The 21,098-nt window shown below is 43.6% G+C and carries 31 protein-coding genes and 1 tRNA gene; 31 read left to right on the top strand and 1 reads right to left on the bottom strand.

Annotation, left to right across the window (positions count from 1 at the left end):
* Window positions 1-12: 12 nt before the first annotated feature.
* The 26 genes from rplN (at window position 13) to JW872_03545 (ending at window position 14,103) form a co-directional block, all read left to right on the top strand.
* Entirely contained in the window at window positions 13-375 is a 363-nt protein-coding gene (gene rplN / locus JW872_03670; GenBank protein MBN1549731.1) for a 50S ribosomal protein L14, read from the top strand.
* 12 nt (window positions 376-387) lie between these two features.
* Window positions 388-624, top strand: a complete 237-nt coding sequence (gene rplX / locus JW872_03665) for a 50S ribosomal protein L24 (GenBank protein ID MBN1549730.1) — start codon at window positions 388-390, stop codon at window positions 622-624.
* Window positions 625-626: 2 nt separating this feature from the next.
* Complete coding sequence (gene rplE / locus JW872_03660) at window positions 627-1,187, top strand: 50S ribosomal protein L5 (GenBank protein ID MBN1549729.1); 561 nt, start codon at window positions 627-629, stop codon at window positions 1,185-1,187.
* Between the two features lie 11 nt (window positions 1,188-1,198).
* Window positions 1,199-1,384 (top strand): type Z 30S ribosomal protein S14, encoded by a 186-nt coding sequence (locus tag JW872_03655; GenBank protein ID MBN1549728.1) that lies wholly within the window; start codon window positions 1,199-1,201, stop codon window positions 1,382-1,384.
* Between the two features lie 18 nt (window positions 1,385-1,402).
* Window positions 1,403-1,798, top strand: coding sequence for a 30S ribosomal protein S8 (rpsH, locus tag JW872_03650; GenBank protein MBN1549727.1), 396 nt, complete (start codon window positions 1,403-1,405; stop codon window positions 1,796-1,798).
* A 9-nt stretch (window positions 1,799-1,807) separates the two neighbouring features.
* Entirely contained in the window at window positions 1,808-2,353 is a 546-nt protein-coding gene (gene rplF / locus JW872_03645; protein ID MBN1549726.1) for a 50S ribosomal protein L6, read from the top strand.
* A gap of 19 nt (window positions 2,354-2,372) precedes the next feature.
* Window positions 2,373-2,732: a 50S ribosomal protein L18 gene (rplR, locus tag JW872_03640; protein ID MBN1549725.1), complete on the top strand. Its 360-nt coding sequence runs from the start codon at window positions 2,373-2,375 to the stop codon at window positions 2,730-2,732.
* Between the two features lie 20 nt (window positions 2,733-2,752).
* Window positions 2,753-3,268, top strand: a complete 516-nt coding sequence (gene rpsE, locus JW872_03635) for a 30S ribosomal protein S5 (protein ID MBN1549724.1) — start codon at window positions 2,753-2,755, stop codon at window positions 3,266-3,268.
* The gene (gene rplO, locus JW872_03630) at window positions 3,255-3,710 is read left to right on the top strand and encodes a 50S ribosomal protein L15 (GenBank protein ID MBN1549723.1); all 456 of its coding nucleotides are present in this window, start codon (window positions 3,255-3,257) and stop codon (window positions 3,708-3,710) included. The genes rpsE and rplO overlap by 14 nt, the downstream gene beginning before the upstream one ends.
* A gap of 4 nt (window positions 3,711-3,714) precedes the next feature.
* Complete coding sequence (secY, locus tag JW872_03625) at window positions 3,715-5,013, top strand: preprotein translocase subunit SecY (protein ID MBN1549722.1); 1,299 nt, start codon at window positions 3,715-3,717, stop codon at window positions 5,011-5,013.
* Window positions 5,010-5,696 (top strand): nucleoside monophosphate kinase, encoded by a 687-nt coding sequence (locus JW872_03620; GenBank protein MBN1549721.1) that lies wholly within the window; start codon window positions 5,010-5,012, stop codon window positions 5,694-5,696. Before secY ends, JW872_03620 begins: the two co-directional genes overlap by 4 nt.
* Complete coding sequence (gene map / locus JW872_03615) at window positions 5,693-6,466, top strand: type I methionyl aminopeptidase (protein ID MBN1549720.1); 774 nt, start codon at window positions 5,693-5,695, stop codon at window positions 6,464-6,466. Before JW872_03620 ends, map begins: the two co-directional genes overlap by 4 nt.
* Window positions 6,463-6,687, top strand: coding sequence for a translation initiation factor IF-1 (gene infA, locus JW872_03610; protein MBN1549719.1), 225 nt, complete (start codon window positions 6,463-6,465; stop codon window positions 6,685-6,687). Before map ends, infA begins: the two co-directional genes overlap by 4 nt.
* 17 nt (window positions 6,688-6,704) lie before the next feature.
* On the top strand, window positions 6,705-6,821 hold the full coding sequence (gene rpmJ, locus JW872_03605; GenBank protein ID MBN1549718.1) for a 50S ribosomal protein L36: 117 nt from the start codon (window positions 6,705-6,707) through the stop codon (window positions 6,819-6,821).
* A 20-nt stretch (window positions 6,822-6,841) separates the two neighbouring features.
* Window positions 6,842-7,231: a 30S ribosomal protein S13 gene (rpsM, locus tag JW872_03600; protein ID MBN1549717.1), complete on the top strand. Its 390-nt coding sequence runs from the start codon at window positions 6,842-6,844 to the stop codon at window positions 7,229-7,231.
* A 21-nt stretch (window positions 7,232-7,252) separates the two neighbouring features.
* The gene (gene rpsK / locus JW872_03595) at window positions 7,253-7,636 is read left to right on the top strand and encodes a 30S ribosomal protein S11 (GenBank protein ID MBN1549716.1); all 384 of its coding nucleotides are present in this window, start codon (window positions 7,253-7,255) and stop codon (window positions 7,634-7,636) included.
* Between the two features lie 39 nt (window positions 7,637-7,675).
* Window positions 7,676-8,254 (top strand): 30S ribosomal protein S4, encoded by a 579-nt coding sequence (gene rpsD, locus JW872_03590; protein MBN1549715.1) that lies wholly within the window; start codon window positions 7,676-7,678, stop codon window positions 8,252-8,254.
* A 33-nt stretch (window positions 8,255-8,287) separates the two neighbouring features.
* Window positions 8,288-9,346: a DNA-directed RNA polymerase subunit alpha gene (locus JW872_03585; protein ID MBN1549714.1), complete on the top strand. Its 1,059-nt coding sequence runs from the start codon at window positions 8,288-8,290 to the stop codon at window positions 9,344-9,346.
* Window positions 9,347-9,349: 3 nt separating this feature from the next.
* Window positions 9,350-9,706 (top strand): 50S ribosomal protein L17, encoded by a 357-nt coding sequence (rplQ, locus tag JW872_03580; protein MBN1549713.1) that lies wholly within the window; start codon window positions 9,350-9,352, stop codon window positions 9,704-9,706.
* Window positions 9,707-9,776: 70 nt separating this feature from the next.
* Entirely contained in the window at window positions 9,777-10,268 is a 492-nt protein-coding gene (locus JW872_03575) for a hypothetical protein (GenBank protein MBN1549712.1), read from the top strand.
* A 34-nt stretch (window positions 10,269-10,302) separates the two neighbouring features.
* On the top strand, window positions 10,303-10,839 hold the full coding sequence (locus tag JW872_03570; protein ID MBN1549711.1) for a hypothetical protein: 537 nt from the start codon (window positions 10,303-10,305) through the stop codon (window positions 10,837-10,839).
* A 90-nt stretch (window positions 10,840-10,929) separates the two neighbouring features.
* A complete protein-coding gene (locus tag JW872_03565) occupies window positions 10,930-11,496 on the top strand; it encodes a hypothetical protein (protein ID MBN1549710.1) in 567 nt (188 codons plus the stop codon).
* Window positions 11,497-11,517: 21 nt separating this feature from the next.
* Window positions 11,518-11,904: a hypothetical protein gene (locus tag JW872_03560; GenBank protein ID MBN1549709.1), complete on the top strand. Its 387-nt coding sequence runs from the start codon at window positions 11,518-11,520 to the stop codon at window positions 11,902-11,904.
* A gap of 105 nt (window positions 11,905-12,009) precedes the next feature.
* Window positions 12,010-12,621 carry a hypothetical protein gene (locus JW872_03555; protein MBN1549708.1) on the top strand — a complete coding sequence of 204 codons (612 nt, stop codon included), beginning with the start codon at window positions 12,010-12,012 and terminating at the stop codon, window positions 12,619-12,621.
* Window positions 12,622-12,665: 44 nt separating this feature from the next.
* The gene (locus JW872_03550; GenBank protein ID MBN1549707.1) at window positions 12,666-13,208 is read left to right on the top strand and encodes a hypothetical protein; all 543 of its coding nucleotides are present in this window, start codon (window positions 12,666-12,668) and stop codon (window positions 13,206-13,208) included.
* Between the two features lie 454 nt (window positions 13,209-13,662).
* Window positions 13,663-14,103, top strand: a complete 441-nt coding sequence (locus tag JW872_03545) for a hypothetical protein (GenBank protein MBN1549706.1) — start codon at window positions 13,663-13,665, stop codon at window positions 14,101-14,103.
* On the opposite strand, the gene JW872_03540 is transcribed toward JW872_03545, so the two are convergent.
* Complete coding sequence (locus JW872_03540; GenBank protein MBN1549705.1) at window positions 14,104-16,815, bottom strand: SMC family ATPase; 2,712 nt, start codon at window positions 16,813-16,815, stop codon at window positions 14,104-14,106.
* Window positions 16,816-16,921: 106 nt separating this feature from the next.
* Here JW872_03540 and JW872_03535 point away from each other — a divergent pair, with 106 nt between their 5' ends.
* The 5 genes from JW872_03535 to JW872_03515 all read left to right on the top strand — a co-directional run bounded on the left by JW872_03535 (window position 16,922) and on the right by JW872_03515 (window position 21,092).
* A complete protein-coding gene (locus tag JW872_03535) occupies window positions 16,922-18,325 on the top strand; it encodes a phosphomannomutase/phosphoglucomutase (protein ID MBN1549704.1) in 1,404 nt (467 codons plus the stop codon).
* A gap of 7 nt (window positions 18,326-18,332) precedes the next feature.
* Window positions 18,333-19,205, top strand: coding sequence for a deoxyribonuclease IV (locus JW872_03530; protein ID MBN1549703.1), 873 nt, complete (start codon window positions 18,333-18,335; stop codon window positions 19,203-19,205).
* Window positions 19,202-20,215: a type I glyceraldehyde-3-phosphate dehydrogenase gene (locus tag JW872_03525; protein ID MBN1549702.1), complete on the top strand. Its 1,014-nt coding sequence runs from the start codon at window positions 19,202-19,204 to the stop codon at window positions 20,213-20,215. The genes JW872_03530 and JW872_03525 overlap by 4 nt, the downstream gene beginning before the upstream one ends.
* Before the next feature lie 64 nt (window positions 20,216-20,279).
* A tRNA-Ile gene (locus tag JW872_03520) sits at window positions 20,280-20,355 on the top strand.
* Window positions 20,356-20,375: 20 nt separating this feature from the next.
* Window positions 20,376-21,092: a hypothetical protein gene (locus JW872_03515; protein ID MBN1549701.1), complete on the top strand. Its 717-nt coding sequence runs from the start codon at window positions 20,376-20,378 to the stop codon at window positions 21,090-21,092.
* Window positions 21,093-21,098: the final 6 nt, after the last annotated feature.

Raw genomic sequence — 21,098 nt, 5'->3', positions numbered from 1 at the left:
GAGTAAACAATCATGATTCAAAAAGAGTCGTATCTAGAAGTTGCTGATAACTCAGGTGCACAGGCCCTGCAGTGTATCCATATTCATGGAAGTACCCGTAAGCGTTATGCATACTTGGGTGATACCATCAAATGTGCCGTGAAACGTGCGATCCCTAAAGGAATGGTGAAAAAGGGTGAAGTCGTGGATGCGGTAATTGTAAGAACGAAAAAAGAATTTCGACGAGAAGATGGTACCTACGTGCGTTTTGGTGAAAATGCCGCAGTGATTATTAAAGACAATAAGCCGATCGCTTCTCGTATCTTTGGTCCGATTGCTCGGGAAGTACGTGGTAAGTACACGGAAATTGCTTCACGTGCTCCAGAGTTGGTGTAGAGAGGAATTGATATGAGTATGCGTGTAAAGACACATGTAAAAAAGGGTGAGAAGGTTGTTGTTTTAACCGGTCGCGATAAGGGTAAGACGGGAGAGATAATTGAAGTTTTACCAAGAGAAGGTAAAGTTATGGTTAAGGGTGTGAATATGGTCACACGTCACGCTAAAGCCCGTAAACAAGGTGAAGTTGCCGGTATTAAGAAAGAAGAAGCGTATATTCATATTTCTAATGTGAAGAAGATTGATTAGCGATGAAAACGACACAGAAAGCTCGACTAGAAGAATTATATACCAAGGAGATACGGCCGGAGCTCAAGACGAAGTTGGGGCTTAAGAATATTATGGCTGTGCCTCGTATTGAAAAGATTGTTGTCAATGTTGGCGCTACAGGGGCAACCAACGACAGTAAGCTTCTTCCGGTAATCGAAAAGGGATTGGCTCGTATTACGGGTCAGGCGCCAATTCGAACCAAGGCGCGCAAGTCTATTGCAGGCTTCAAGATTCGTGAAGGCATGTTGCTCGGGGCGAAGGTAACTCTTCGACGCAAGCGTATGTATGAATTCCTCGATAAATTGATCAACCTGGCGTTGCCAAAGGTTCGTGATTTTCAAGGGGTAAGTGATAAATTAGATCGCCGCGGAAATTATAATTTGGGGATCAAAGATTGGGTTATTTTCCCTGAGCTTGATCAAGAGTTTGATGAGAAGTCATTTGGTATGAATATCACAATTTGTACCTCTGCAAAGAATGACGATCATGCGCGTGAACTGTTACGTATGTTTAATGTGCCGTTTCGTAAACGTAAAGCTTAAGAGGTAGAACGATGGCCAGAAAGGCATTAATAGAAAAGGCAAAGAGGGTTCCGAAGTTCTCGGTACGAACAAGAAATCGCTGTGAACTCTGTGGCAGGCCTCGTGCATATATGAGAATTTTTAAAATGTGCCGCCTCTGCTTTAGAAAATTGGCGCTCGATGGCAAGTTGCCTGGTGTGAAAAAAACAAGTTGGTAATTGTGAGGAAGGATATCAATGTCAATTGATGCTATCGGAGATTTTTTAACCATCATAAGAAATGGTGTCATGGTCGGAAAGCCGTGGGTTAAGATGGGCCATTCGCGTATGCGTGAAGGAATTGCCAATCTGCTCAAGGATGAAGGCTTTCTTAGCGACGTGTATGTGATTGAAGAAGACGCCAACAAGAAGTCTCTTAAGCTTACCCTCAAATACGTTGATGGTGAGTCAGCAATTCATAGCATCACTCGCAAGAGTACTCCTGGTCTTCGCAGGTATTCATGTGCTCGTACTATTGAGCCAGTTATTGGTGGTTTGGGTATAACAATTTTATCAACAAATCGCGGAATTATGACGCAGCATCAAGCCAAGACATTGAATGTCGGCGGCGAAGTGTTGTGCACGGTGTGGTAAGGGGCTGCTATGTCAAAGATTGGAAGAAAACCTATCAACATTGGTGATACGGCGGTCGAAGTCAAGGGTCAGGGCGTAGCGTATAAAGGTAAGCATGGGACAGGTTCTTACGTAGTGCCTGAAGAATTTGAAGTTGCCCTTGTTAGCAAGGCGCTCGTCGTCAAGCCTCGTGCAAAGAAAATCTCGCATAAGCTGAATGCTGCGTGGGGTCTTCATAGGGCGTTGTTGGCAAATAAAATTCATGGTGTTTCGATTCCGTTTGAAAAAAAGATTCAAATTAATGGTCTTGGATACAAGGCAGCATTGTCCGGCAACAAGCTTATTTTAACGTTGGGCTTTAGCCATAAAATAGAATTAGATGTTCCGAATGGAATTTCGTGTGATATTGATAAAACAGGACAAAATATTGTTGTTCGTGCGTTGGATAAAGAAGCTGTTGGTGCAATGTGTGATACCATCAGAGACTGTCGACCACCTGAGCCATATAAAGGAACTGGGATTAAACTCGCAGATGAAACGATTATTCGTAAAACCGGTAAGGCAAAATCTGCATAAGGCTAACGTAGGATAGAAAATGTCACTTAAAAAGATTAATCAAAAGCGATCACAGCGCCGTGCACAGCGGGTACGTCATAAAATACGTAAGCATTCATCATTGCCACGAGTATCTGTGTTTCGCAGCAGACAAGAGATTTATGCACAGTTGATTGATGATGCACAGGGTAAAACGTTAGCGAGTGCGTCGTCGTTGAAGTTGGATAAAGCGTCAGCAGGTGATAAAACTGCTCAAGCAAAAGCAGTTGGATTAGCTCTGGCAGAGGGTGCTAAGGCTCAAAAGATAGAAAAGATTTGTTTTGAGCGTGGTGCTTATCGCTACCACGGCCGTGTAAAAGCGCTTGCCGAAGGTTTGCGTGAAGGTGGATTATCAGTTTAAAGAGAGACAGGAATTGGCTAATGGCTGAAAATAAACAAGACTCAACGTTTGTCGATACCGTTGTTGATGTACGGCGGGTTACAAAAGTTACCAAGGGCGGCAAGCGTTTTTCTTTTGCTGCATTTGTTGTATCAGGCGATCAACAAGGACGCGTTGGTATGGCCTTGGGCAAGGGTAAAGAGGTGTCTGCTGCAATTGCTAAGGCAACTAACCGTGCTCGTAAGAATCTTATTACATTCCCACTTCGCGGTACTACCATTCCGTACAAAGTTGAGGGTCGTCATGGTGCAAGTAAGGTTATGATTCGCTCTGCGTATAAGGGAACGGGTGTGATTGCTGGTGGTGCGATGCGTTCGGTATTTGAAGCAATCGGTGTGAAAGATGTTCTTGCAAAGTCATTGGGTTCCGCAAATTCTTTGAATGTTGTGAAGGCTACGTTTAACGCTCTAGCTAAGCTCCGTTCAGTAGATCATCTTGCAAAGCTACGTGGCAAAACAGTTCAAGAACTTGTAAAGGGTGACCATGTCGCAGCTTAATAATCTTCAACCTCTTTGTAAGAAACGTAAGCGTATTGGTCGTGGCGGAAGCCGGGGCGGTACGTCAGGAAAAGGACACAAGGGCCAAAAGGCGCGTTCAGGACCATGCCTAGGCTTGACCTTCGAGGGCGGGCAGATGCCATTGGCGCGTCGTTTGCCAAAGCGTGGATTTACCAATGCTCGCTTTAAAACAGTGTGTTATATCGTTTCTATACAAGATTTAGAAAAGGCTTTTGAAGAGGGGGCACTCATTAACAAGGCAGCTTTGATGGAGCAAGGATTGCTCAAGCGCAAAAAGAGTGAAACGGGCTGTGTTGTCAAAGTATTAGGTGCCGGAAAGCTTACCAAGAAATTAATAGTTGAAGTTGATCGTTTTAGTGAAGGTGCAAAACGAGCAATCGAGCAAGCAGGTGGTGAGGCGAAGGTCATAACGGAGGGGTAAGACCGTGGTTTTATTACAGAGCTTCAAAAATATCTTTTTAGTCCCAGAGTTGCGCAAGCGTATGTTGTTTACTCTGGGCGTCTTAATTATTTGTCGGGTTGGTCTATTTATTCCGGTTGTTGGTGTTGATGTGGCAGCGCTGGCAAATATGATGAAACAGGCAAGTGCGCTTGGTGGCTTACTGCGTTATTTCGATGTTATTTCTGGTGGTGGTTTGACCAAGAGTACTTTATTTGCTCTAGGTATTGGTCCCTATATTTCCGCATCTATTATGATGCAAATGCTTGGTATGGCTGTCCCTTCGCTCGAGCAACTCAACAAAGAAGGCGACTATGGTCGTCGTATGATTAATCAGTATACGCGGTATTTGACGGTAGGTTTGTCCGTCTTATGGAGTACAGGGTATGCCACGGTTTTGGAGCGCAATAATTTTGTCCTGGCACCCGGTTGGAGTTTTAGGATTTTATTCATTGTTTCGTTGACTGTTGGTGCATTGTTTGTCATGTGGCTTGGTGAGCAGATCTCATTGCATGGTATTGGCAACGGAAGTTCGGTTATTATTTTTTCAGGGATTGTTGCGCGTTTTCCTAGTTATGTTCGTCAAACGATTGAATTTGTTCAATTGGGTAACCTTGACACGATAGTAGCTATTATCATTTTACTTGTATTCATTGCAATCTGCGCATGTATTGTATTTTTGGAGCGAGGTGAGCGCAAGATTCCCGTACAGTATGCTCGCCGTGTTGTTGGTCATCGTGTGTACGGTGGACAAAGTACTTATATTCCATTGAAGATTAACTCTGCGGGTGTGATGCCGGTAATTTTTGCAGGAACGGTGCTGACTGTTCCTATGCAGATTGCTCAATTATTCTCAGATCGTTTTGAATTTCTCTCAGCGATTATTGATCCGCGTAATCCTATCCATATGGTGGTTGAGTTCTTGCTCATTATGTTTTTCTCATTTTTCTTTGCTGCAATTGTGATTAATCCAGATGAACTTGCGGCTAATATGAAAAAGAGTGGTGGATTCATTCCTGGTATTCGTCCAGGACGCAAGACTGTTGAATATTTCTTCTACTTGCTAAATCGTATTGGTTTGGTTGGAGCGATCTACCTTGCAGTCTTAGATCTATTTCCAAATATTTTGAATATGTTAGTTAGGTTGCCGTTCTACCTTGGTGGAACGTCATTGCTGATTTGTGTTGGTGTTGCTCTTGATTTAGCAACGCAGATTGAGTCGTATTTAGTAGAGCGGCGGTATGAGGGGTTCTTAACCTCTGGTAAGATGCGAGGCCGTCGATGAAAAGGCAGATTCTTATCTTTGTTGGGCCTCCTGGTTCAGGAAAGGGTTCATTGTCTCAGATGTGTGTTGACCAATTTGGCTGGGTTCAGTTGTCTACAGGGAATCTATGCCGTAAACACATTGCTGAGAAAACAGAGATAGGAAAGCAGATTGATGCTGCGCTTAAAGAGGGCAAATTAGTCCCAGATCGTATGATTATTAATGTAGTTGAGCCTTGGATTCTAGAAAACATTGCGCATACCTCTACGTTGATTTTGGATGGCTATCCAAGGACATTGGTTCAGGCTCAATCGTTAAAAGATTTTATTGATCGTAAACTGCCGGCATGCTCTATAGCAGTCGTTCGCTTGTCAGTTGATGACGAAGAGGTGATGGTGCGATTGTTGAGTCGCGCTACCTGTACCAATAAAGAGTGTCAGGCCGCGTACTCGGTGCGTAAGGGCTCCGGCTTATTGCCAAAACACGACATGATTTGTGATAAATGTGGCAGTCCATTGGCAAAGCGAAGCGACGATGATCGGGTTGCGATTGCTGAGCGTCTTAAGACATATTATCGTCATGAGCGAGACCTGCTCGATTTTTATAATCATGTAGAAATACCGATCTTGGAGCTTCGGGTTGATCGGCCGCTTCAAGAAATTTTTGTTGAACTCAAGAATCATTTTTACCTTGATGCATCATGATTACCATAAAAAATAAGTTAGCCATAGCCAAAATGGAGACAGCTGGTAGGCTATTATCACAGATTTTTGAAGAGCTCATTGACATTATTGTTCCCGGTATCAGTACCGCTACGATTGACGCATGGATAGAACAAAGGATCTCAGAGTTGGGTATGATCTCAATGATGAAGGGGTACAATGGCTATCGGCACGTCAGTTGCATCTCTCTGAATGACGAGATAGTCCACGGTGTGCCAAAACGTTCACGTCTTATTGCAAATGGCGATGTAGTGAAGGTGGATGTATGCGTATCCTGGAAGGGATATGGTGCGGACATGGCTCGCTGTTTCCCTGTCGGTTCCATTAGCAGGGATGCGCTTGATTTGATTGCAGTAGCGCAAGAGGCATTGGATGCTGGGATAGAGCAAGCTTGTGTGGGAAATCGTGTATCAGATATCTCGGCAGCGATCCAGAAGACAGTTGAACGTCATGACTATGGGGTCATACGTGTCTTTGCGGGGCATGGCATTGGTAAGCGTATGCATGAGGATCCAGAGATTCTGAATTACGGCAGACCTGGTGAGGGAGCAGTTTTGCGGCATGGTATGACTCTTGCTTTAGAACCAATGATTGCTCAAAAGAGTTATGATGTTAGGGTTGATTCTGATGGGTGGACAGCCCGGACAGCGGATGGTGGTTTGGCTGCCCATGTAGAGGATACGGTACTCGTGACAGATCGAGGGCCTCAGATATTAACAAGACCTCACAGCAGAGGTGCGAAAGTGCGATGAAGCAGAAAGATAATGTTATTAAAGTTGATGGTATCGTAAAAGAGACGCTTCCCAACGCCATGTTCTGGGTGGAAATTGAGGGGGGACATTTGGTTTTAGCGCATGTTTCTGGTAAAATGCGAATGAACTACATCCGGATTTTACCAGGGGACAGAGTAGCGGTGGAACTTTCTCCATACGATCTCAAACGCGGTAGAATCACGTTACGATACAAAAATTAACGAGTAAGGATACAACGGTGAAGGTAAAAACGTCAGTTAAGCCTATATGTAAAGATTGCTGCATAATACGTCGAGCAGGAATTGTTCGAATAATTTGTAAGAAAAATCCTCGGCACAAGCAACGCCAGGGGTAACTGGTAATATAAGGAACGGTATGGCACGAATAGAAGGTGTTAATCTCCCAGTCAATAAGCGTATCGAGTACGGACTTACCTATGTATTTGGGGTAGGGGTTGCTCGTTCTCGTGAGGTTCTTAACGAATTAAACATTAGTTTAGATAAGCGAGTACGAGATCTGACGGATGCGGAAGTTGCTGCGATTCAAAAAACATTAACGTCTAAATATGCGGTTGAGGGAGATCTTCGCAAGGAGATTATGCTCAACATCAAGCGTCTTCAAGAAATTGGCTCGTATCGTGGTTTGCGTCATAAAAGGGGCTTGCCATGTCGAGGGCAGCGTACGAAGACTAATGCTCGTACCCGTAAAGGTCCACGCAAAGCTGGTAGTCAGATTGCCTTGAAGCGTGCGGTTACCAAGAAATAATGATTGAGATGGAACGGAATTATGGCATATAAAAAGAAGACAAAAAAAACAAAGCGGAACATTGATTCTGCAATCGCTCATGTATCATCATCTTTCAATAATACGTTGGTAACGATTACGACCACAGATGGCGATGTATTGTTTCGTGGCAGTGCAGGGGCTCTTGGCTATAAGGGTTCTCGTAAGGGAACGCCGTTTGCAGCGTCTCAGATTGGTGCAAATTTGGCCAAGGATATGGCTGGAATGGGAATCAAGTATGTTGAGGTGAACTTACAGGGACCTGGATCTGGTCGTGATTCTGTGGTTCGCGCTTTGCAGTCAGGTGGTATGTTGATTTCGGTATTGCGTGATGTTACGCCATTGCCACACAATGGATGCCGCCCCGCTAAAAAGCGTAGGGTGTAAAGTAGGTAAGTTGATTACGAGATAGATAGGTTACTGATCGTGAATAAGACAAAAGTAAATAAATCAAACAAGCAAGGCGATGCGGACAAAAAGCAGGGTGAACGATCATCCGGCGGCCGCATGAAGAAGCTTTCTGAATACGGTAAACAGCTCCAAGAAAAGCAGCGCGTAAAGCATATGTATGGTATGCGTGAAAAGCAATTCAGCCGCTGGTTCCAGATTGCTACCAAGCATGAGGGTGGTCCTGGTGAAAACCTCCTGAGTATGCTTGAGCGTCGTTTGGATAATGTGTTATATCGTTTGAAATTGTCGACAACGCGTCGTCAGGCCCGTCAAATTATTGTTCATGGTCATGTGAAGGTGAATGGCAGAAAGGTCTATTCGCCATCTTACCTGGTCAAAGTTAATGACGTTATCAACTTGGCAGACAATGTCGTAGATAAGGCTAAGTTTGTAGAACAGGTAATTGATAAGCGTCTCAATATAGGTATCAAGGTTCCTGAATGGCTCGAATTAACCAAGGATGTTCGTAAGGGACAAGTCCTTCGTTTACCTGTTCGTTCTGATATTCAGGTTCCAATCGAAGAACATCTCATTGTAGAGTTGTATTCGAAGTAATAGCTGCACCATTTGTTTAGCTCAGGAGACTCAATGAATAAACTGGAATATAAGCCGCTGACACTTCCCAAATTACAATGGACGAAAAAAACGATCAGTGACACCTATGGTGAATTGGTTGCGCAGCCGCTTGAACCAGGGTTTGGTATGACCCTTGGAAGCGCGCTTCGTCGTGTCTTGTTGGGTGCTGTTGAAGGTTCGGCTGTAACCTCAGTGGTGATTAAAGGCGTCAATAATGAATTTTCGAGTATCCCGGGTGTAGTAGAGGATACGATGCAGTTGATCCTCAATCTCAAAGAGATTGTGATTCGGAATCGTACTGGTAAGACAGGTCGTATGCGTCTTCAAATTTCTGGGGAATCAACCGTTCGTGTCGGGGATATTAAAGCTGATGAACATTTAGAATTAATCAATACTGATCATGTGATTGCACATGTTGCAGCGGGTGGAGAATTAGATGTTGATTTCTTTGTGGAATCAGGTCGTGGATACCAGCCAGCGCAATGGCCAGCCGATACAGCATTGCAGCCAGATGGTCGTATTTATTTAGATGCAATGTTTTCACCGATCAAAAAAGTAGCATTTGAAGTTGAAAAGACACGTGTGGGTGGAACCATCGACTATGATAAATTGAGTCTCTATATTCATACCGATGGGGCTGAAAATCCACTTGATGTCTTGCACTATGCCGTTTCGGTATTGCGCACGCAGTTAGAGCATTTCTTGGCAAGCGCTGAAATTCCGTTCAATGAACTTTCACAGCCAGAAGTTGTCGAAGAAGCAGCATCAACTCAAGAGATACAGGAATCACCATTGAGGGGATTGCCAATTGATCTTTTATTGAAGCCAATTGATGAACTTGAACTATCTGTTCGTGCACATAATTGTCTTGTGAATGCGGGCATCAAGCGTGTGGTTGATTTGGTCAATCTTAGCGATGATGACGTGATGAAGATAAAAAACTTTGGGCGCAAATCAGCAAAAGAAGTTGCTGATGCTCTGACCAATCTTGGGTTATCATTTAACATGAACATTCAAGATGGGGATCTTCAGAAGGCGCTTGTAGAAAAAGATGAAGAGAAGAAGGTATAAGCCATGATGCATCAAAATGGTAAAAAGCGCTTGAACGTAAGTTCGTCACATCGCAAGGCTTTGTTGCGTAATCAGGTAATCCATCTTATTACCTATGGCCATTTGGTAACAACCAAGACTCGCGCAAAAGAAACACAAAAGTTTGCTGAAAAGCTGGTGACGATTGCCCGTGTCGGTAATGACTTTAATGCGCGTCGTCGTGCAAAAGCGTTGTTACCATACAAGGAAGAAGCCCTTAAGAAATTGTTCATTGAAATTGCGCCAAAATACACAGAACGTCCAGGTGGTTACACTCGTTTGATTCCGATGGGGCGTCGCGTGAGTGATACGGCACCTATTGCCCGTCTTGAATGGGTATAGGGCTGTTGAGCTAGACCAGTAACCTGGGGTGGTACTCTGTGGCGTGAAAGCCACGTTATAAGGGGGAATTATGGTTCGAATGTGGGTGTTTATAGGTAGTATGATGGTTGTGCTAAACATGACTGTCCTTGCTATGGACGAAGCTCCAAGAACTCCTCAGTCCAAGAGCCGCGCAGCGGTTACAGCGGCGGCATTGACTTTGTCTGTTTCCCCACGTGCTCGTCAAATGATGGGCAAGAGTCCTACAGGAAGATATACGAGTTGGGCAAATGAGGGAGAAGTGACTGACTGGTTCAGGCGGAGACCCCATCTTGCAAGATATGCGTTACGTCAGGGTGAATTTGATCTTGCAATTGAAAGTGGATTATTACAACAATTTCAGCAACTAGTGATTGATGTCCATAGCCTGTATCAAGAGGAGGGGATGCGTGACTTTGGTGATTTTGGTGCAGAGTTAGAGTCATTGAGGGATCAGATTGGGAGTTTCGGAGAACGAAAACGTTTGACAGTTCAGGCAGAGGATTTTTCTCAAGAAAAAGAGTCTGGGTGTGCGTGTTGCTAACCATTTAGTAAAGAAAGTGGAACTCATGTTACGGATGAACAAGCTGGTGATGTTGCTCATAGGTGTTTCGAGCATGGTGTATTTGTGTGCCCAAGAAGATCGACCTCAAGCCGCTGGGGTCCATAATGGTGATGCTCCTCAAGTAATAATGCCCAGCGAACGCGCGAAAGTTATGGCTTTGCAGCATTTTCGTGCTGAGGCCGAGAAGGATCTAGGAAAAAACTTACAAGGTGTTGTGCCGCGGTTTGAACAGGTGGAGCGCGTTGCCAAAGAAGCTCATGAGGGGATAGCTGATCTTGGTCAGGCTGTCTTTGGAACCAGGGGCAAAGTAACGCAACCTAAAGGGGGAACAATTGTTGAACAGCTCCAAAGGGTTGTTGATGAGCTTGGAAGTACCAAAGATGAGCTCGCAATACTGAAGCGCAATCTCAAAATCGCCGCAACTGGTGGCGTTGGAACGGTTGTCATTTTGGTTATAGTTCGTCAGTTTGTTAAGGCTGCGTTGCTTCGGTCGTGTGCAGTGAGCGAAGAAGACGACGACGTCTTTGATGTCGATACACGAGAGATATAACTATATATTTTGTAATGGAATGAGCGGGAATTTATATACATCATGGAATCTTGCAACAAATTTTTATCAGTAATCTTGATAAGTTTATGTGTGTCGTCGTTGACTGCGCATCCTTGGAAGGATGAAGGGTATAAAGGGCCTGTGGGGTTGTTAGGCGTAGATAGCGATTCAGAAGAAGACAGAGACTGTCCTAGCGCTTTGGATCATAACGAAGAATGTGATAGCGATTTAATAGAACGCTTTTCATGTTTGTCTTTGGATGGTGAAGGCCATGAGGCTTCTGCCGGTACGCGAAACGACATGCTCGGATACCCTGTAAATATTCGATATTGGACAGCATATGAATCCGACGATGTAAACCGTGGATATGTTGCACCTGCGTGGGTGGCGATGGTGAGGGATCAGCATGCAGAGCAAAAAGGTGCTGTTATCGAGCAACAGGATCAAGAACACGATGCGTCCAGTCGGCTCGGTTCTAGAAGAGGAGATGAAGATGCGATTGCTCGTGTTGGGTGCTTAAGATTCAGTAAGAAGTGCACAATGAGATTGGGTGCGTTGACACTTGTGGTCGGTGGTGTGCTTGAGGAAGTCGGTCGACGTTGGTATCGAGCACAGAAGCATTTGAGGGCGGGTGTGAATCCTCCTCGAGTATCATAATCTTAAACGAGGGCTAGGGGTATGGTTAAATCTACTTTTTATTATTTGTATGCTTTGGTAATGTTTTGCTCGGTTATGCCGTTGTATAGCATGGATCAGGGTACTTCAACGGCTGACGATACTGCTGAATCGCTATCACTACGCCAACAGCGAAATTTAGCAAGGGTTGACGCCGAAAAGAAGGCTCTAAAAAAAGAGAAAAAAGCTCGCGTAGAAGCTGCTGCGCGTGGAACACTTCCTCGGCAGGCTAAGAGAAGCACTGGCACGGGTAAAATCAAGCCGCGGCGTATGGCGCCAGCACTTATCGCAGTGGCGGGGGTTGCTGTATGGATTGCCTACGAAGGATACAAAAGAAAAATTCGGCCATATTTGCAGTATCAACAGGATGAGCACTTGCTAGAAGAGTAACTACAAAATGATGGTATGGTATAGGCGGGCATTTGCGTTATTATGAGAAAAAAGTACCTTTGTGAGGGTATAATTTTGATTATTAGGTAATGGGGTTATGAAAAGATGAATAAGATACTATCTACATTATTGGTGCTCGGGTTTTTGTTTTCTGGCAACATTATCGCAGGAAGGCAGAGGCTAACTCGTGCCCAAAGGATTGCTATCTCGCGAGAGCGAGCTAAAAAAACGGAGCGTGAATTTCAAGAGAGGCAGGCTGCGGATAGAGTAGCTATGACTCATGCACAAGCAGCTGCAAGAGCTGCAATGGAGAGAGATCTTCAAGCTCAGTCGTTTGTAGGTCAAGGTACCCCAGTAGCGCATGGTGCAGCAATAGCTACCGATAGCGTTGAAAAGTATGATGAACCCAAAGGGATTTCAGAAAACACCAGATATATGGCTATGGCAACAAGTCCATGGAAGCCTGTGGCGTCGCCACGTGCACGGCGAAAATTTTTTTTGAGTGGGGGCAGTGATTATCCTGCTCTAAATCCTGAAGATGATAAAACTGTATTAGAGATGAATAAAGGTAAAGCTACAGTAGTTGTCCTTTTAGTAGGAGGATATGCGATTTATCGTGGAATGAATCGCCAGATACCATTCAAGAGTCTCAGTGGCTGCGGTGAAGTAGGATGTGAAGAAGACGTGCAATATTTAGAGTACGAAGAAGCAGTATAAGGTAAGGCATATTTTTATTTTTTCCTTTGGAAGGAATCTCTCGTATGAAGAAGAACATTAAATACATTATTCCAGGCTTATTGTTTGCAGCTTCAGCACAGGCAGGTTTTGCTGACCATGCGCGAGCTTTAGGGGTTACCGCTAGAGAATTGGGGGTAAGAGCTCTGAACTCAATTCCTGGAGCTATGGTTGTTGCGTCTCAACGCGCCATCAGAAAAGTAAGCGAAGAAGGTCATGCAGAACAAGGTATCTACTTTAAAAATCGACTAACCGATGGATTTGCATGGCAAATGCAAAATGCTGATGTAGAGGTTCAGGAGAGTTCGGGTGTTTATACCTTAAAGGATGGTCCGTCTTCTGAAGAGTACACTTTGATCATTGGTGATGACATTTCATATACTCCATGGACAAGAAAGTCTGCAACTATAGCTGGAGCAAGCGTGGCTGTTATGTTTGCAGGAATTATTGGTTTGTGGAATCACTATGCTTTAGTGCGTGCTGCTAAATACGAAGAAGAAGCTGCAGAATACGGTATCGATGCAGAAGATGCGTTGTTACTACCGTGGGAGCTTGAAGCGGCCGAATAATCGCACGCTTAATTTTCATAAATATATTGGAGGAACATTCATTATGGGTGTTCCTCTTTTTTGTGTTTACATCATTATCAGAAAACAAACCCACTACGTTTGTGATGAAGTAATAACAGATCACGACTGCTCATCAATAAAGAGCGCTTATTTGGACTCGTATTACACCATCGACGAGAGCGCGGCAACGGCTCCATGCTTAAGAATATTGGACGGGTGGCGCCTGTCATGTTGTGTACACGTACGCTTGTAAAAAGAGTCTGTTTGCTGTGTTGGTCTCAAGAGAAAACATCCTTTTTGTTGCATAACGCTCATGTCTACTTAAGATTTGTACTCTCTTTCATATACCCCTTCTAATCAAATGAATCAATTTTAAAAAGCACTTTTCGCTGCTGAAAAAATCGTGTTACCTACTTACATAAATTACCAACCACTATCATGCTGAAGGAGTGTTATGAATATGGTCCATGAATGCATCATGTTGTTATGTATGGGTATGTTTCATACTAATTGGGCCATGGTTCAGTATAGAGTGCGAGAGGATAGGCTCTCAGAGAGGGAGCGCGCGATGCTTTTACAAGTTGATCCTGAAAAGTGGCTTGTTGTAGTGAGCCATCTGGGTCAAGTATTAGCGATAGTGAATAAAGAGCAGTTCCCCGCAGACGCACATCTCGAAGCTCATCGTATTCAAATGGCTTATGAAAATCGGCTAGATCAACAACAACGAAAAAAAGAAGCTCGTGACCGAGTCATGGAGGCCGCACAAACAATGAGTCCGTGCTGTTTTGTCTTCTGCGGTCCTGATGATGACGAGGCATGGAGCGATGACGATGAGCAGCCTACTGCACGACGAGCCAGGTGTTGTGTTTCAGGAGTTATGTCGATTAATGCGTGACTAGCCATTGTAAGAAACACTGACCGTGCTTCCACGACTTCCCTTTTCGATGGTGAAGTGGACCGGGAATTGATTCTTCATAGATGGTAAGTGCGATACAATGATGATCTTTTCAAAATCATCCTGAATTTTATAAAGTGCATCCATGATATGTGAGAGCCCTTCTTCATCCTGTGATCCAAATCCTTCATCGATGATTAGTGTCTGGAGTGACGTTCCTGCGCGACGTGCAAGTAGTTTTGAGATTGCTATACGGAGTGCAAAATCAATGCGAAATGCTTCACCACCTGAGAACAGCTCATATGATCGAATACCAACAGGATCCGAGATCATGATATCGAGTGTTTCTTTCATGCCGCCTTTTTTAAGATCACGTACCGATTCAATAATGATTTGTGATTGATTTTCAGTTAGCTTTGCCAATAATGCATTTGCTTCGTGTTCTATTTCAGGGAGAGCTTCTTCAATGAGTAATGCTTGTATTCCATCTTTTCCAAACGCTGTAGCTAAAATCTGATACGTATCGATAGTTTCGTCATGCTGCTTAATAGTCGCAGTATATGTGTTAAGATCTTTTTTGAGTGAATCTCGTGCGTGTTGTTGGTGTTCAAGCGTTGCACGTTCTTGGAGTAGTTGTGTAGTGCGGCCTTGTAATAGTCGAAGCTCTTGTTGGAGTTGTTCGCTGTGATTACATAGTTCTGTCTGTTGCTTAGTAAGCTCCTGTTGTATAGTACGGTAGTGTGCAAGCTCTGCTCTTTCAATTTTGATTTTTCTTAAGCAAGCAATCGATTCTGACATTCTTGTTTTGCATTGTTCATGTTGGGCAACACGTTGGGCCTGTGTGAGATGCTCACTGATTTGTTTCTCAATCGTCTGAAGTTCATGAGTAAGTCGTTTGAGCTGTTCTTGGTCTATAGCATTCTCAGTAATATTTTGTTCTAATTCCTTTTTTTGTATCAGTAGTTTCTTATATTCATCTGATCGTTCTAGTGGCATGTCTTGGTCGAGCATGGTGAGCTTTTTATGAGCGGCTTCAAGGTGTGATGTGTGTGTTCGTATCGAATCTGTAAGTTCTTGTTTGCGATGTGTAAGTTCTGTCAATTCTTCATCTATCTGAGTGACTTGCTTTATCAATTCTGTCTGACGTGATGCGAATGCCGCATGCCGTTCACGTACGGTTGTAGTGTCCTTTAGGGTGGCTTCGTTGTTTAAGACGATCTCTTCTAGGTGTTTTGTTGTAGCGATTGCAGTGTTAATGTTGTGTTCGAGCTCGTGTTGTTCTTTGTTATAACGTGTTTGCAGGAACCGTTTGCGTGCTGCAGATACCGCTTGCTCACAGACAGGACAGCTTGGGTTGTTGCTATCAAGTGCCATGCCAGTTTTTTGTAACAGCATGGTATGTTCCTGTTTTAACGCTTCGAGTTGCATTTTCTGTTTATTGTATTGTTCTTGGCTATTGCGATATTCCCGCTCTTGCGTGTGCATTGTTTCTAACGAGGGAAGTGATTGTTGTTCTTTGGTTACTTGCTCCCGTTGTGTGTGAAGTGAGGTTTTATCGTTGGTTAGTTTGGTGACACGTTGTTGTAGTTCGGCGAGATTTTGCTTCAATGCTTCGAGTAATGTGGCACGTCGTTCGATTTCACGCGATGCATGCGTGCGAGCATTTGCATGTTCGGCGTAGAGATGCGTTGCCAGAGCATGTTCTTGTGACACGATTGTGGCATGTTGCTTATGAAGTTGAGCGGCATGCTCTTGGCGTGAGTGTTGTTGTGTCAGGAGATCATGAACCTGTTTTTTATCAATCATTAATTGATCAAGAGATGAGGTAACTGGTGTTGTTGCGCGTGTTTGATGCCACGTTGTTTTGAGTGTTTGAAGTTGTTCCCAATACTGAAGCTCTTCTTTTTGTAATTGTTCGTCACGGTAGATCTGTAGTGATAGTTCGTGAAGCTGCTTGTTGATCTTTTCAAGCTGTGCAGAGAGTTGCTCATGTTCCTTGGTTAGTGTGGTTGCTTGGCGTTCAACGGTTTCAAGCATTGCTTTGTTTCTCGTATGTTGGTCTGTAAGCGCTCCCGTTTGATTAAGTTCATTTTGAATGCGTTCAATCACTTTGGTGAGCGATTTTTGCTCATTATATGCATGTTTAATTTTTTCAAGCGCTGCCTTTTTTAACAGGTCAAATTTTTCGAGCCCCAAAATGGATGCTAGAATATCTTTTCTTTCCTTTGGAGATTTTTTAGAAAATTCGTTTGCTTGTCCCTGGCGCAAAAATGCTGAGTTTACAAATGACTCAAAATTAAGACCGATTATGTTTTCGATTTTTATCTGTGTTTCACGTGTTGTTTTCTCTGTCAGAGGGATCACCTGGTCCATTTCTTGGTCAATGATTCCGAATTCAAGATTGGTGTATCCCTTGCTTCGCGCTATACGAAATTCCCGTCGGATTCTGTACATCGTTGTATGAAAACTAAAATCAAAAATTACCATCATATGCGTATGGCCAAGTCGCAGTAATCCTTCATCTGCTTTTGATGCACTGCCAATTTTACGTGCTTGACCCCAGATAGCCCAAGTCAATGCATCCAGTAATGCCGATTTACCATGACCGTTTTTTCCGGAAAGACAAATAAGACGATGATCTCCGAAGACAATAGTTTGTAATTCAGGACCATAACTCAGGAAATTTTTTACCTGTAATTGGTGGGGGATCATGATCTATTCTCCGTCCGCTAAAAAGTGAGCAGTAAGTATAGCGAACTATGCTCAATCTGCTAAGCTATGGTGCCGTTATGCCAGGAAATGCACAATAAGGAGTATCATGCAAAAACATATTTTTAGAGAATATGATATCCGTGGAATTGTAGGATCAGAGTTGAACGTTGAAAACGTTTATTCCTTTGCACGATCACTTGCTTATTATATGAGGCGTAAAGAACCACAATTACAACTTGTTGCTGTAGGTATGGATGGTCGGACCCATTCTCCTGCTATCAAAGATGAATTGGTACGTGGTTTACAAGATAGTGGTATCGATGTGCTCTTTATTGGTATGTGTCCAACCCCGGTCATGTATTTCTCTCTTCATACCTTGCCAGTTGATGCTGGTGTTATGATTACTGCCTCACACAATCCTGCAGAGTACAACGGAATCAAGATGTGTATCGGGAAAGTATCGGTATTTGGTAAACAAGTTGCAGAACTACGCGACCTGTTTTTTGCAGGCAAACAACTCAACGCATCACGTCAGGGCACCTATACAGAATGTGATGTTGTGTCACTCTATGTACAATGGCTTGCAGACAATTTTAAAAACTTACATAACATGCCGTTGCGTGCAATTGTTGATTGTGGAAATGCTGTTGGTGGCATTGTGCTCCCGCGTTTAATCGAGGCATTTGGTTGGAAACAAGTAGAGTTATTGTATCCAGAGGTTGATGGTTCATATCCAAATCATGAAGCAGATCCTTCTGTTGCAAAAAACATGGAAGACCTCAAGAAGAAATTACAAAGCGGAACATATGATGTTGGCATTGGTCTTGACGGAGACTGTGATCGTATGGGTGCTATGACGCATGACGGAGAGCTTATTCCGGGTGATCAACTTCTGGCGATCTTTAGTAAACCGATTTTAAAAAACAATCCCGGACGTTCAGTTGTATTTGATGTCAAAGCATCAACCGCGTTAGTTGATCTGATTACACGATGGGGTGGGCAACCACGATTCTCGCCATGTGGTCACGCAATGATCAAGCGCGCAATGGCAGAAACGGAGGCATTAGTTGGTGGTGAACTTAGTTGCCATTTCTGCTTTAAGGATAGGTATTTTGGATTTGACGACGGTGTTTACGCAGCGCTTCGCTTGTTTGAACTTTTACTCGAAAGTGATAAATCCTTGAAGGACATGTTGGCTACCTTTCCACAAACTGTTCATTCGCCAGAGATCAGAATTTCATGTGATGAGCAAGCCAAGCAGAATGTCGTTGATACGGTTAAGAAATTTTTTACTGCGCGCGAAGATGTTAATCTCATTACTATTGATGGGATTCGTGCTGCAATGCCGTACGGATGGGGCTTAGTGCGCGCCTCAAATACACAGCCAATGATATCAATGCGATTTGAGGCATCTTCTCAAGAAGATCTCAAGCGCTTAAAAGATGAGTTTGCTGTGGCACTTAAACCATTTTTTGATGAAGCATTATTAGATCATATGTTACGAGGATGAATGAGAGATGCGCTTACTCGGCCTGCATTTGAGGATGGTACATTCCCTGCAGGAGGTTATAGATCAAGCGCTACGCTTTTCGTTGCCCATGCTCCAATGTTTTTTAACTGATCATGCGTCAGGCAAGGTGCTATCTGTTACCGATGAGGAAAGAGATTTGATGAAGAGTCTTTCTTCGCAAATGGGTATGCTATGTGTGCACGCATCATACAGAACCAATCTGTGTCGGCCTGATCATCGTAATTTCCATACGCTTCGCAAAGAAATTAAACTTGCAGCATTACTTGGGTTTCATGCTGTCATTATTCACCCAGGATCTGCTAAATGGTGCCGCAATAAGCAACGTGGCTTGGAAGAACTAGTTTCTTCTCTTGATAGCCTTACTCAAAAAGATATTCCAGTGAAAATTACTTTAGAAAACGTTGCACACGGCGGCTATTCAATTGGTGGCTTGATTGATGATTTTGCTTACGTTAAGCGACGTGTTCGTCGTCCTGATCAGATTTGTTTTTGTATTGATACTGCACATGCATATGCGTACGGATATGATCTTTCAGATTTTCAAGCACAAGATGATTTTATTACACTTCTTGAGTCTGCAATTGGTCTTGATTCTGTCACTGTGCTGCACCTCAATGATTCCAAGAAGGGGCTAGGAAAGCGGATTGATCAACATGCTGACATTGGACAAGGAAATATTTGTGATGAGGCACTAAAACGCTTTATACTACATGAAAAGCTAGCGCATATTCCTGTCATTCTAGAATTACCAGCCCTATCTCAGGATGCGTGCTATGCATCCTATAAAAAAGTTCTACAATGGCATGAGTCGTTACCGACTGTTGATATGGCTCACGAGGTTAAGAAGGAGTTGCTATGATTCGTATAGCATTGAATGGATTTGGAAGAATTGGGAAAAATTTTTTGCGTGCTTTTTTACAAAATGAACGTGCGCGAAAAAAAATAGAAGTGAGCGCTATTAATGTTGGTCCAGGAAATCCTGAATTTGTTGCGCATGAATTCAAGTATGACACATTACTTGGTAGATACACCGGTGACGCACGGATTGAAAAAGGGGTTCTTGTTGTTGATGATTACGCTATTCCTATTATTGCAGAATGTGACCCGAAAAAGTTGCCCTGGCGCGCAATGAATATTGATTGGGTTGTTGAGGCAACAGGGCATTTTACCAAGCGTGAAGGAGCACAGGGCCATATCCAGGCGGGTGCGAATAAAGTTCTTATTACTGCTCCTGCTCGAGATGAGGATATCACCATTATTCCCGGCGTGAACATGAGTCAGTATGATGCAACAAAGCATTCCATTGTTTCTTTAGGAAGTTGTAGTACGAATGCATTTGTTCCAATGTCAGATGTACTTAATAGAGCATTTGGTATTAAATACGGGTTTATTGCAACAACTCATGCATATACTAATACACAAGCCTTGTTAGATGTTGACATCGGCGATCCAAGAAGGAATCGTGCGGCAGCTTTAAATATTGTGCCAACTTCAACGGGTGCAACCAAGTTAATGGGACGAGTGATACCAGAGCTGGAGGGTAAGATTCAGGGGCATGCTCTTCGTGTTCCTGTTGCAAAAGTATCGTTGGCAGATTTTGTTTTTGAAGCAGAGAGGCCTCTCTCGATTAAAGCAATTCATGAAGCATTTGAGGATGCCAGCGAAGGGTCTATGAGGGGAATTCTTGCCCTTACGATGGAGCCGCTAGTTTCGAGTGATTACTCCTGCAATAGCCATTCAGTGGTGATTGATGGGCAGATGACACAGGTATGTGGTCCTCTGGCCAAGGTCTATGGCTGGTATGATAATGAGTGGGCGTATTCCGTTCGTTTAATCGATTTTCTATCATACGTTACGGAATCTACTTAATCTAACTTTACGCAGAGCCTTTTTTACTTTACTCTTTCGAATAACTGGTTCTCGTCTAAACAACGGGCCCATAGCTCAGCGGTCAGAGCAATCGGCTCATAACCGAGAGGTCCCAGGTTCAAATCCTGGTGGGCCCACCAAGCTGCCAGAGAGGTTCTTCATGGAAGATTCCCCCTTTAAGCGATTCATCGACCTAATCAACTACGATCAAAAAACCTTTCAGTATTCTCAGAATTGTCAAAAACTGGCAGAACATGCTAAAAAGCTTGAACAGCGAATTGCTGACCATAGCGCTTCTCGGGCCGCGGCAGCTAGAGAATTAAAGCAGCTGAAACAGGATGTTGACACAAAAGAATTGGAAATGCGTGCTCTCGATACGGAAGAACAGGCTGTTCGCAAAAAATTGGGCAACGTTCAAGATCAGCGTGCGTATCGGGCTATGAAACAAGAAATGCAAACATTAAAAGAAAAACAAAACTCATTCGAAGATATATTGATCTCATCATGGAAGAGACTTGATCTGGCGGACAGAACATATCGTGATTCTCAGGAAACATACGAACAGGCCCTTGAGGCCCTACAACGAGAATTGCATACTGTCCGCGATGAGATTTCATCCTTGAAAGAAACGATAGCAGCTCACGAAGTTGATCGGCAGAAATATCTCAAGGATCTTCCCGAAGAATGGTTAGAAAAATACGCTCGTATGAAAACCACAGTATCGGATCCAGTTGTTCCAGTAAGCTATGATAGTTGCAGCGCATGTTTTACTATGCTTCCCGCTCAGGATCTGTTAGCCTTGAGACGTCGTGCACTCTTGCAGTGCAAGGGATGTTTCAGATTATTGTATGATCCGGTGTTAGTGGGTGCAGAGTAAGATTTC

This window comes from Candidatus Babeliales bacterium (assembly GCA_016929235.1).
Lineage (GTDB): Bacteria > Babelota > Babeliae > Babelales > JABCYS01 > JAFGJD01.
The sequence above is the reverse complement of the archived record's forward strand: the minus strand, read 5'-3'. Positions and strand labels throughout refer to the sequence as shown.

Bases quoted from the DNA above. Each gene is read 5' to 3' on its own strand.
- rplN (MBN1549731.1), top strand. From the start codon at position 13: ATGATTCAAAAAGAGTCGTATCTAGAAGTTGCTGATAACTCAGGTGCA.
- rplX (MBN1549730.1), top strand. From the start codon at position 388: ATGAGTATGCGTGTAAAGACACATGTAAAAAAGGGTGAGAAGGTTGTT.
- rplE (MBN1549729.1), top strand. From the start codon at position 627: ATGAAAACGACACAGAAAGCTCGACTAGAAGAATTATATACCAAGGAG.
- JW872_03655 (MBN1549728.1), top strand. From the start codon at position 1,199: ATGGCCAGAAAGGCATTAATAGAAAAGGCAAAGAGGGTTCCGAAGTTC.
- rpsH (MBN1549727.1), top strand. From the start codon at position 1,403: ATGTCAATTGATGCTATCGGAGATTTTTTAACCATCATAAGAAATGGT.
- rplF (MBN1549726.1), top strand. From the start codon at position 1,808: ATGTCAAAGATTGGAAGAAAACCTATCAACATTGGTGATACGGCGGTC.
- rplR (MBN1549725.1), top strand. From the start codon at position 2,373: ATGTCACTTAAAAAGATTAATCAAAAGCGATCACAGCGCCGTGCACAG.
- rpsE (MBN1549724.1), top strand. From the start codon at position 2,753: ATGGCTGAAAATAAACAAGACTCAACGTTTGTCGATACCGTTGTTGAT.
- rplO (MBN1549723.1), top strand. From the start codon at position 3,255: ATGTCGCAGCTTAATAATCTTCAACCTCTTTGTAAGAAACGTAAGCGT.
- JW872_03620 (MBN1549721.1), top strand. From the start codon at position 5,010: ATGAAAAGGCAGATTCTTATCTTTGTTGGGCCTCCTGGTTCAGGAAAG.
- map (MBN1549720.1), top strand. From the start codon at position 5,693: ATGATTACCATAAAAAATAAGTTAGCCATAGCCAAAATGGAGACAGCT.
- infA (MBN1549719.1), top strand. From the start codon at position 6,463: ATGAAGCAGAAAGATAATGTTATTAAAGTTGATGGTATCGTAAAAGAG.
- rpsM (MBN1549717.1), top strand. From the start codon at position 6,842: ATGGCACGAATAGAAGGTGTTAATCTCCCAGTCAATAAGCGTATCGAG.
- rpsK (MBN1549716.1), top strand. From the start codon at position 7,253: ATGGCATATAAAAAGAAGACAAAAAAAACAAAGCGGAACATTGATTCT.
- JW872_03585 (MBN1549714.1), top strand. From the start codon at position 8,288: ATGAATAAACTGGAATATAAGCCGCTGACACTTCCCAAATTACAATGG.
- rplQ (MBN1549713.1), top strand. From the start codon at position 9,350: ATGATGCATCAAAATGGTAAAAAGCGCTTGAACGTAAGTTCGTCACAT.
- JW872_03575 (MBN1549712.1), top strand. From the start codon at position 9,777: ATGGTTCGAATGTGGGTGTTTATAGGTAGTATGATGGTTGTGCTAAAC.
- JW872_03570 (MBN1549711.1), top strand. From the start codon at position 10,303: ATGAACAAGCTGGTGATGTTGCTCATAGGTGTTTCGAGCATGGTGTAT.
- JW872_03560 (MBN1549709.1), top strand. From the start codon at position 11,518: ATGGTTAAATCTACTTTTTATTATTTGTATGCTTTGGTAATGTTTTGC.
- JW872_03555 (MBN1549708.1), top strand. From the start codon at position 12,010: ATGAATAAGATACTATCTACATTATTGGTGCTCGGGTTTTTGTTTTCT.
- JW872_03550 (MBN1549707.1), top strand. From the start codon at position 12,666: ATGAAGAAGAACATTAAATACATTATTCCAGGCTTATTGTTTGCAGCT.
- JW872_03545 (MBN1549706.1), top strand. From the start codon at position 13,663: ATGAATATGGTCCATGAATGCATCATGTTGTTATGTATGGGTATGTTT.
- JW872_03540 (MBN1549705.1), bottom strand. From the start codon at position 16,815: ATGATCCCCCACCAATTACAGGTAAAAAATTTCCTGAGTTATGGTCCT.
- JW872_03535 (MBN1549704.1), top strand. From the start codon at position 16,922: ATGCAAAAACATATTTTTAGAGAATATGATATCCGTGGAATTGTAGGA.
- JW872_03530 (MBN1549703.1), top strand. From the start codon at position 18,333: ATGCGCTTACTCGGCCTGCATTTGAGGATGGTACATTCCCTGCAGGAG.
- JW872_03525 (MBN1549702.1), top strand. From the start codon at position 19,202: ATGATTCGTATAGCATTGAATGGATTTGGAAGAATTGGGAAAAATTTT.
- JW872_03515 (MBN1549701.1), top strand. From the start codon at position 20,376: ATGGAAGATTCCCCCTTTAAGCGATTCATCGACCTAATCAACTACGAT.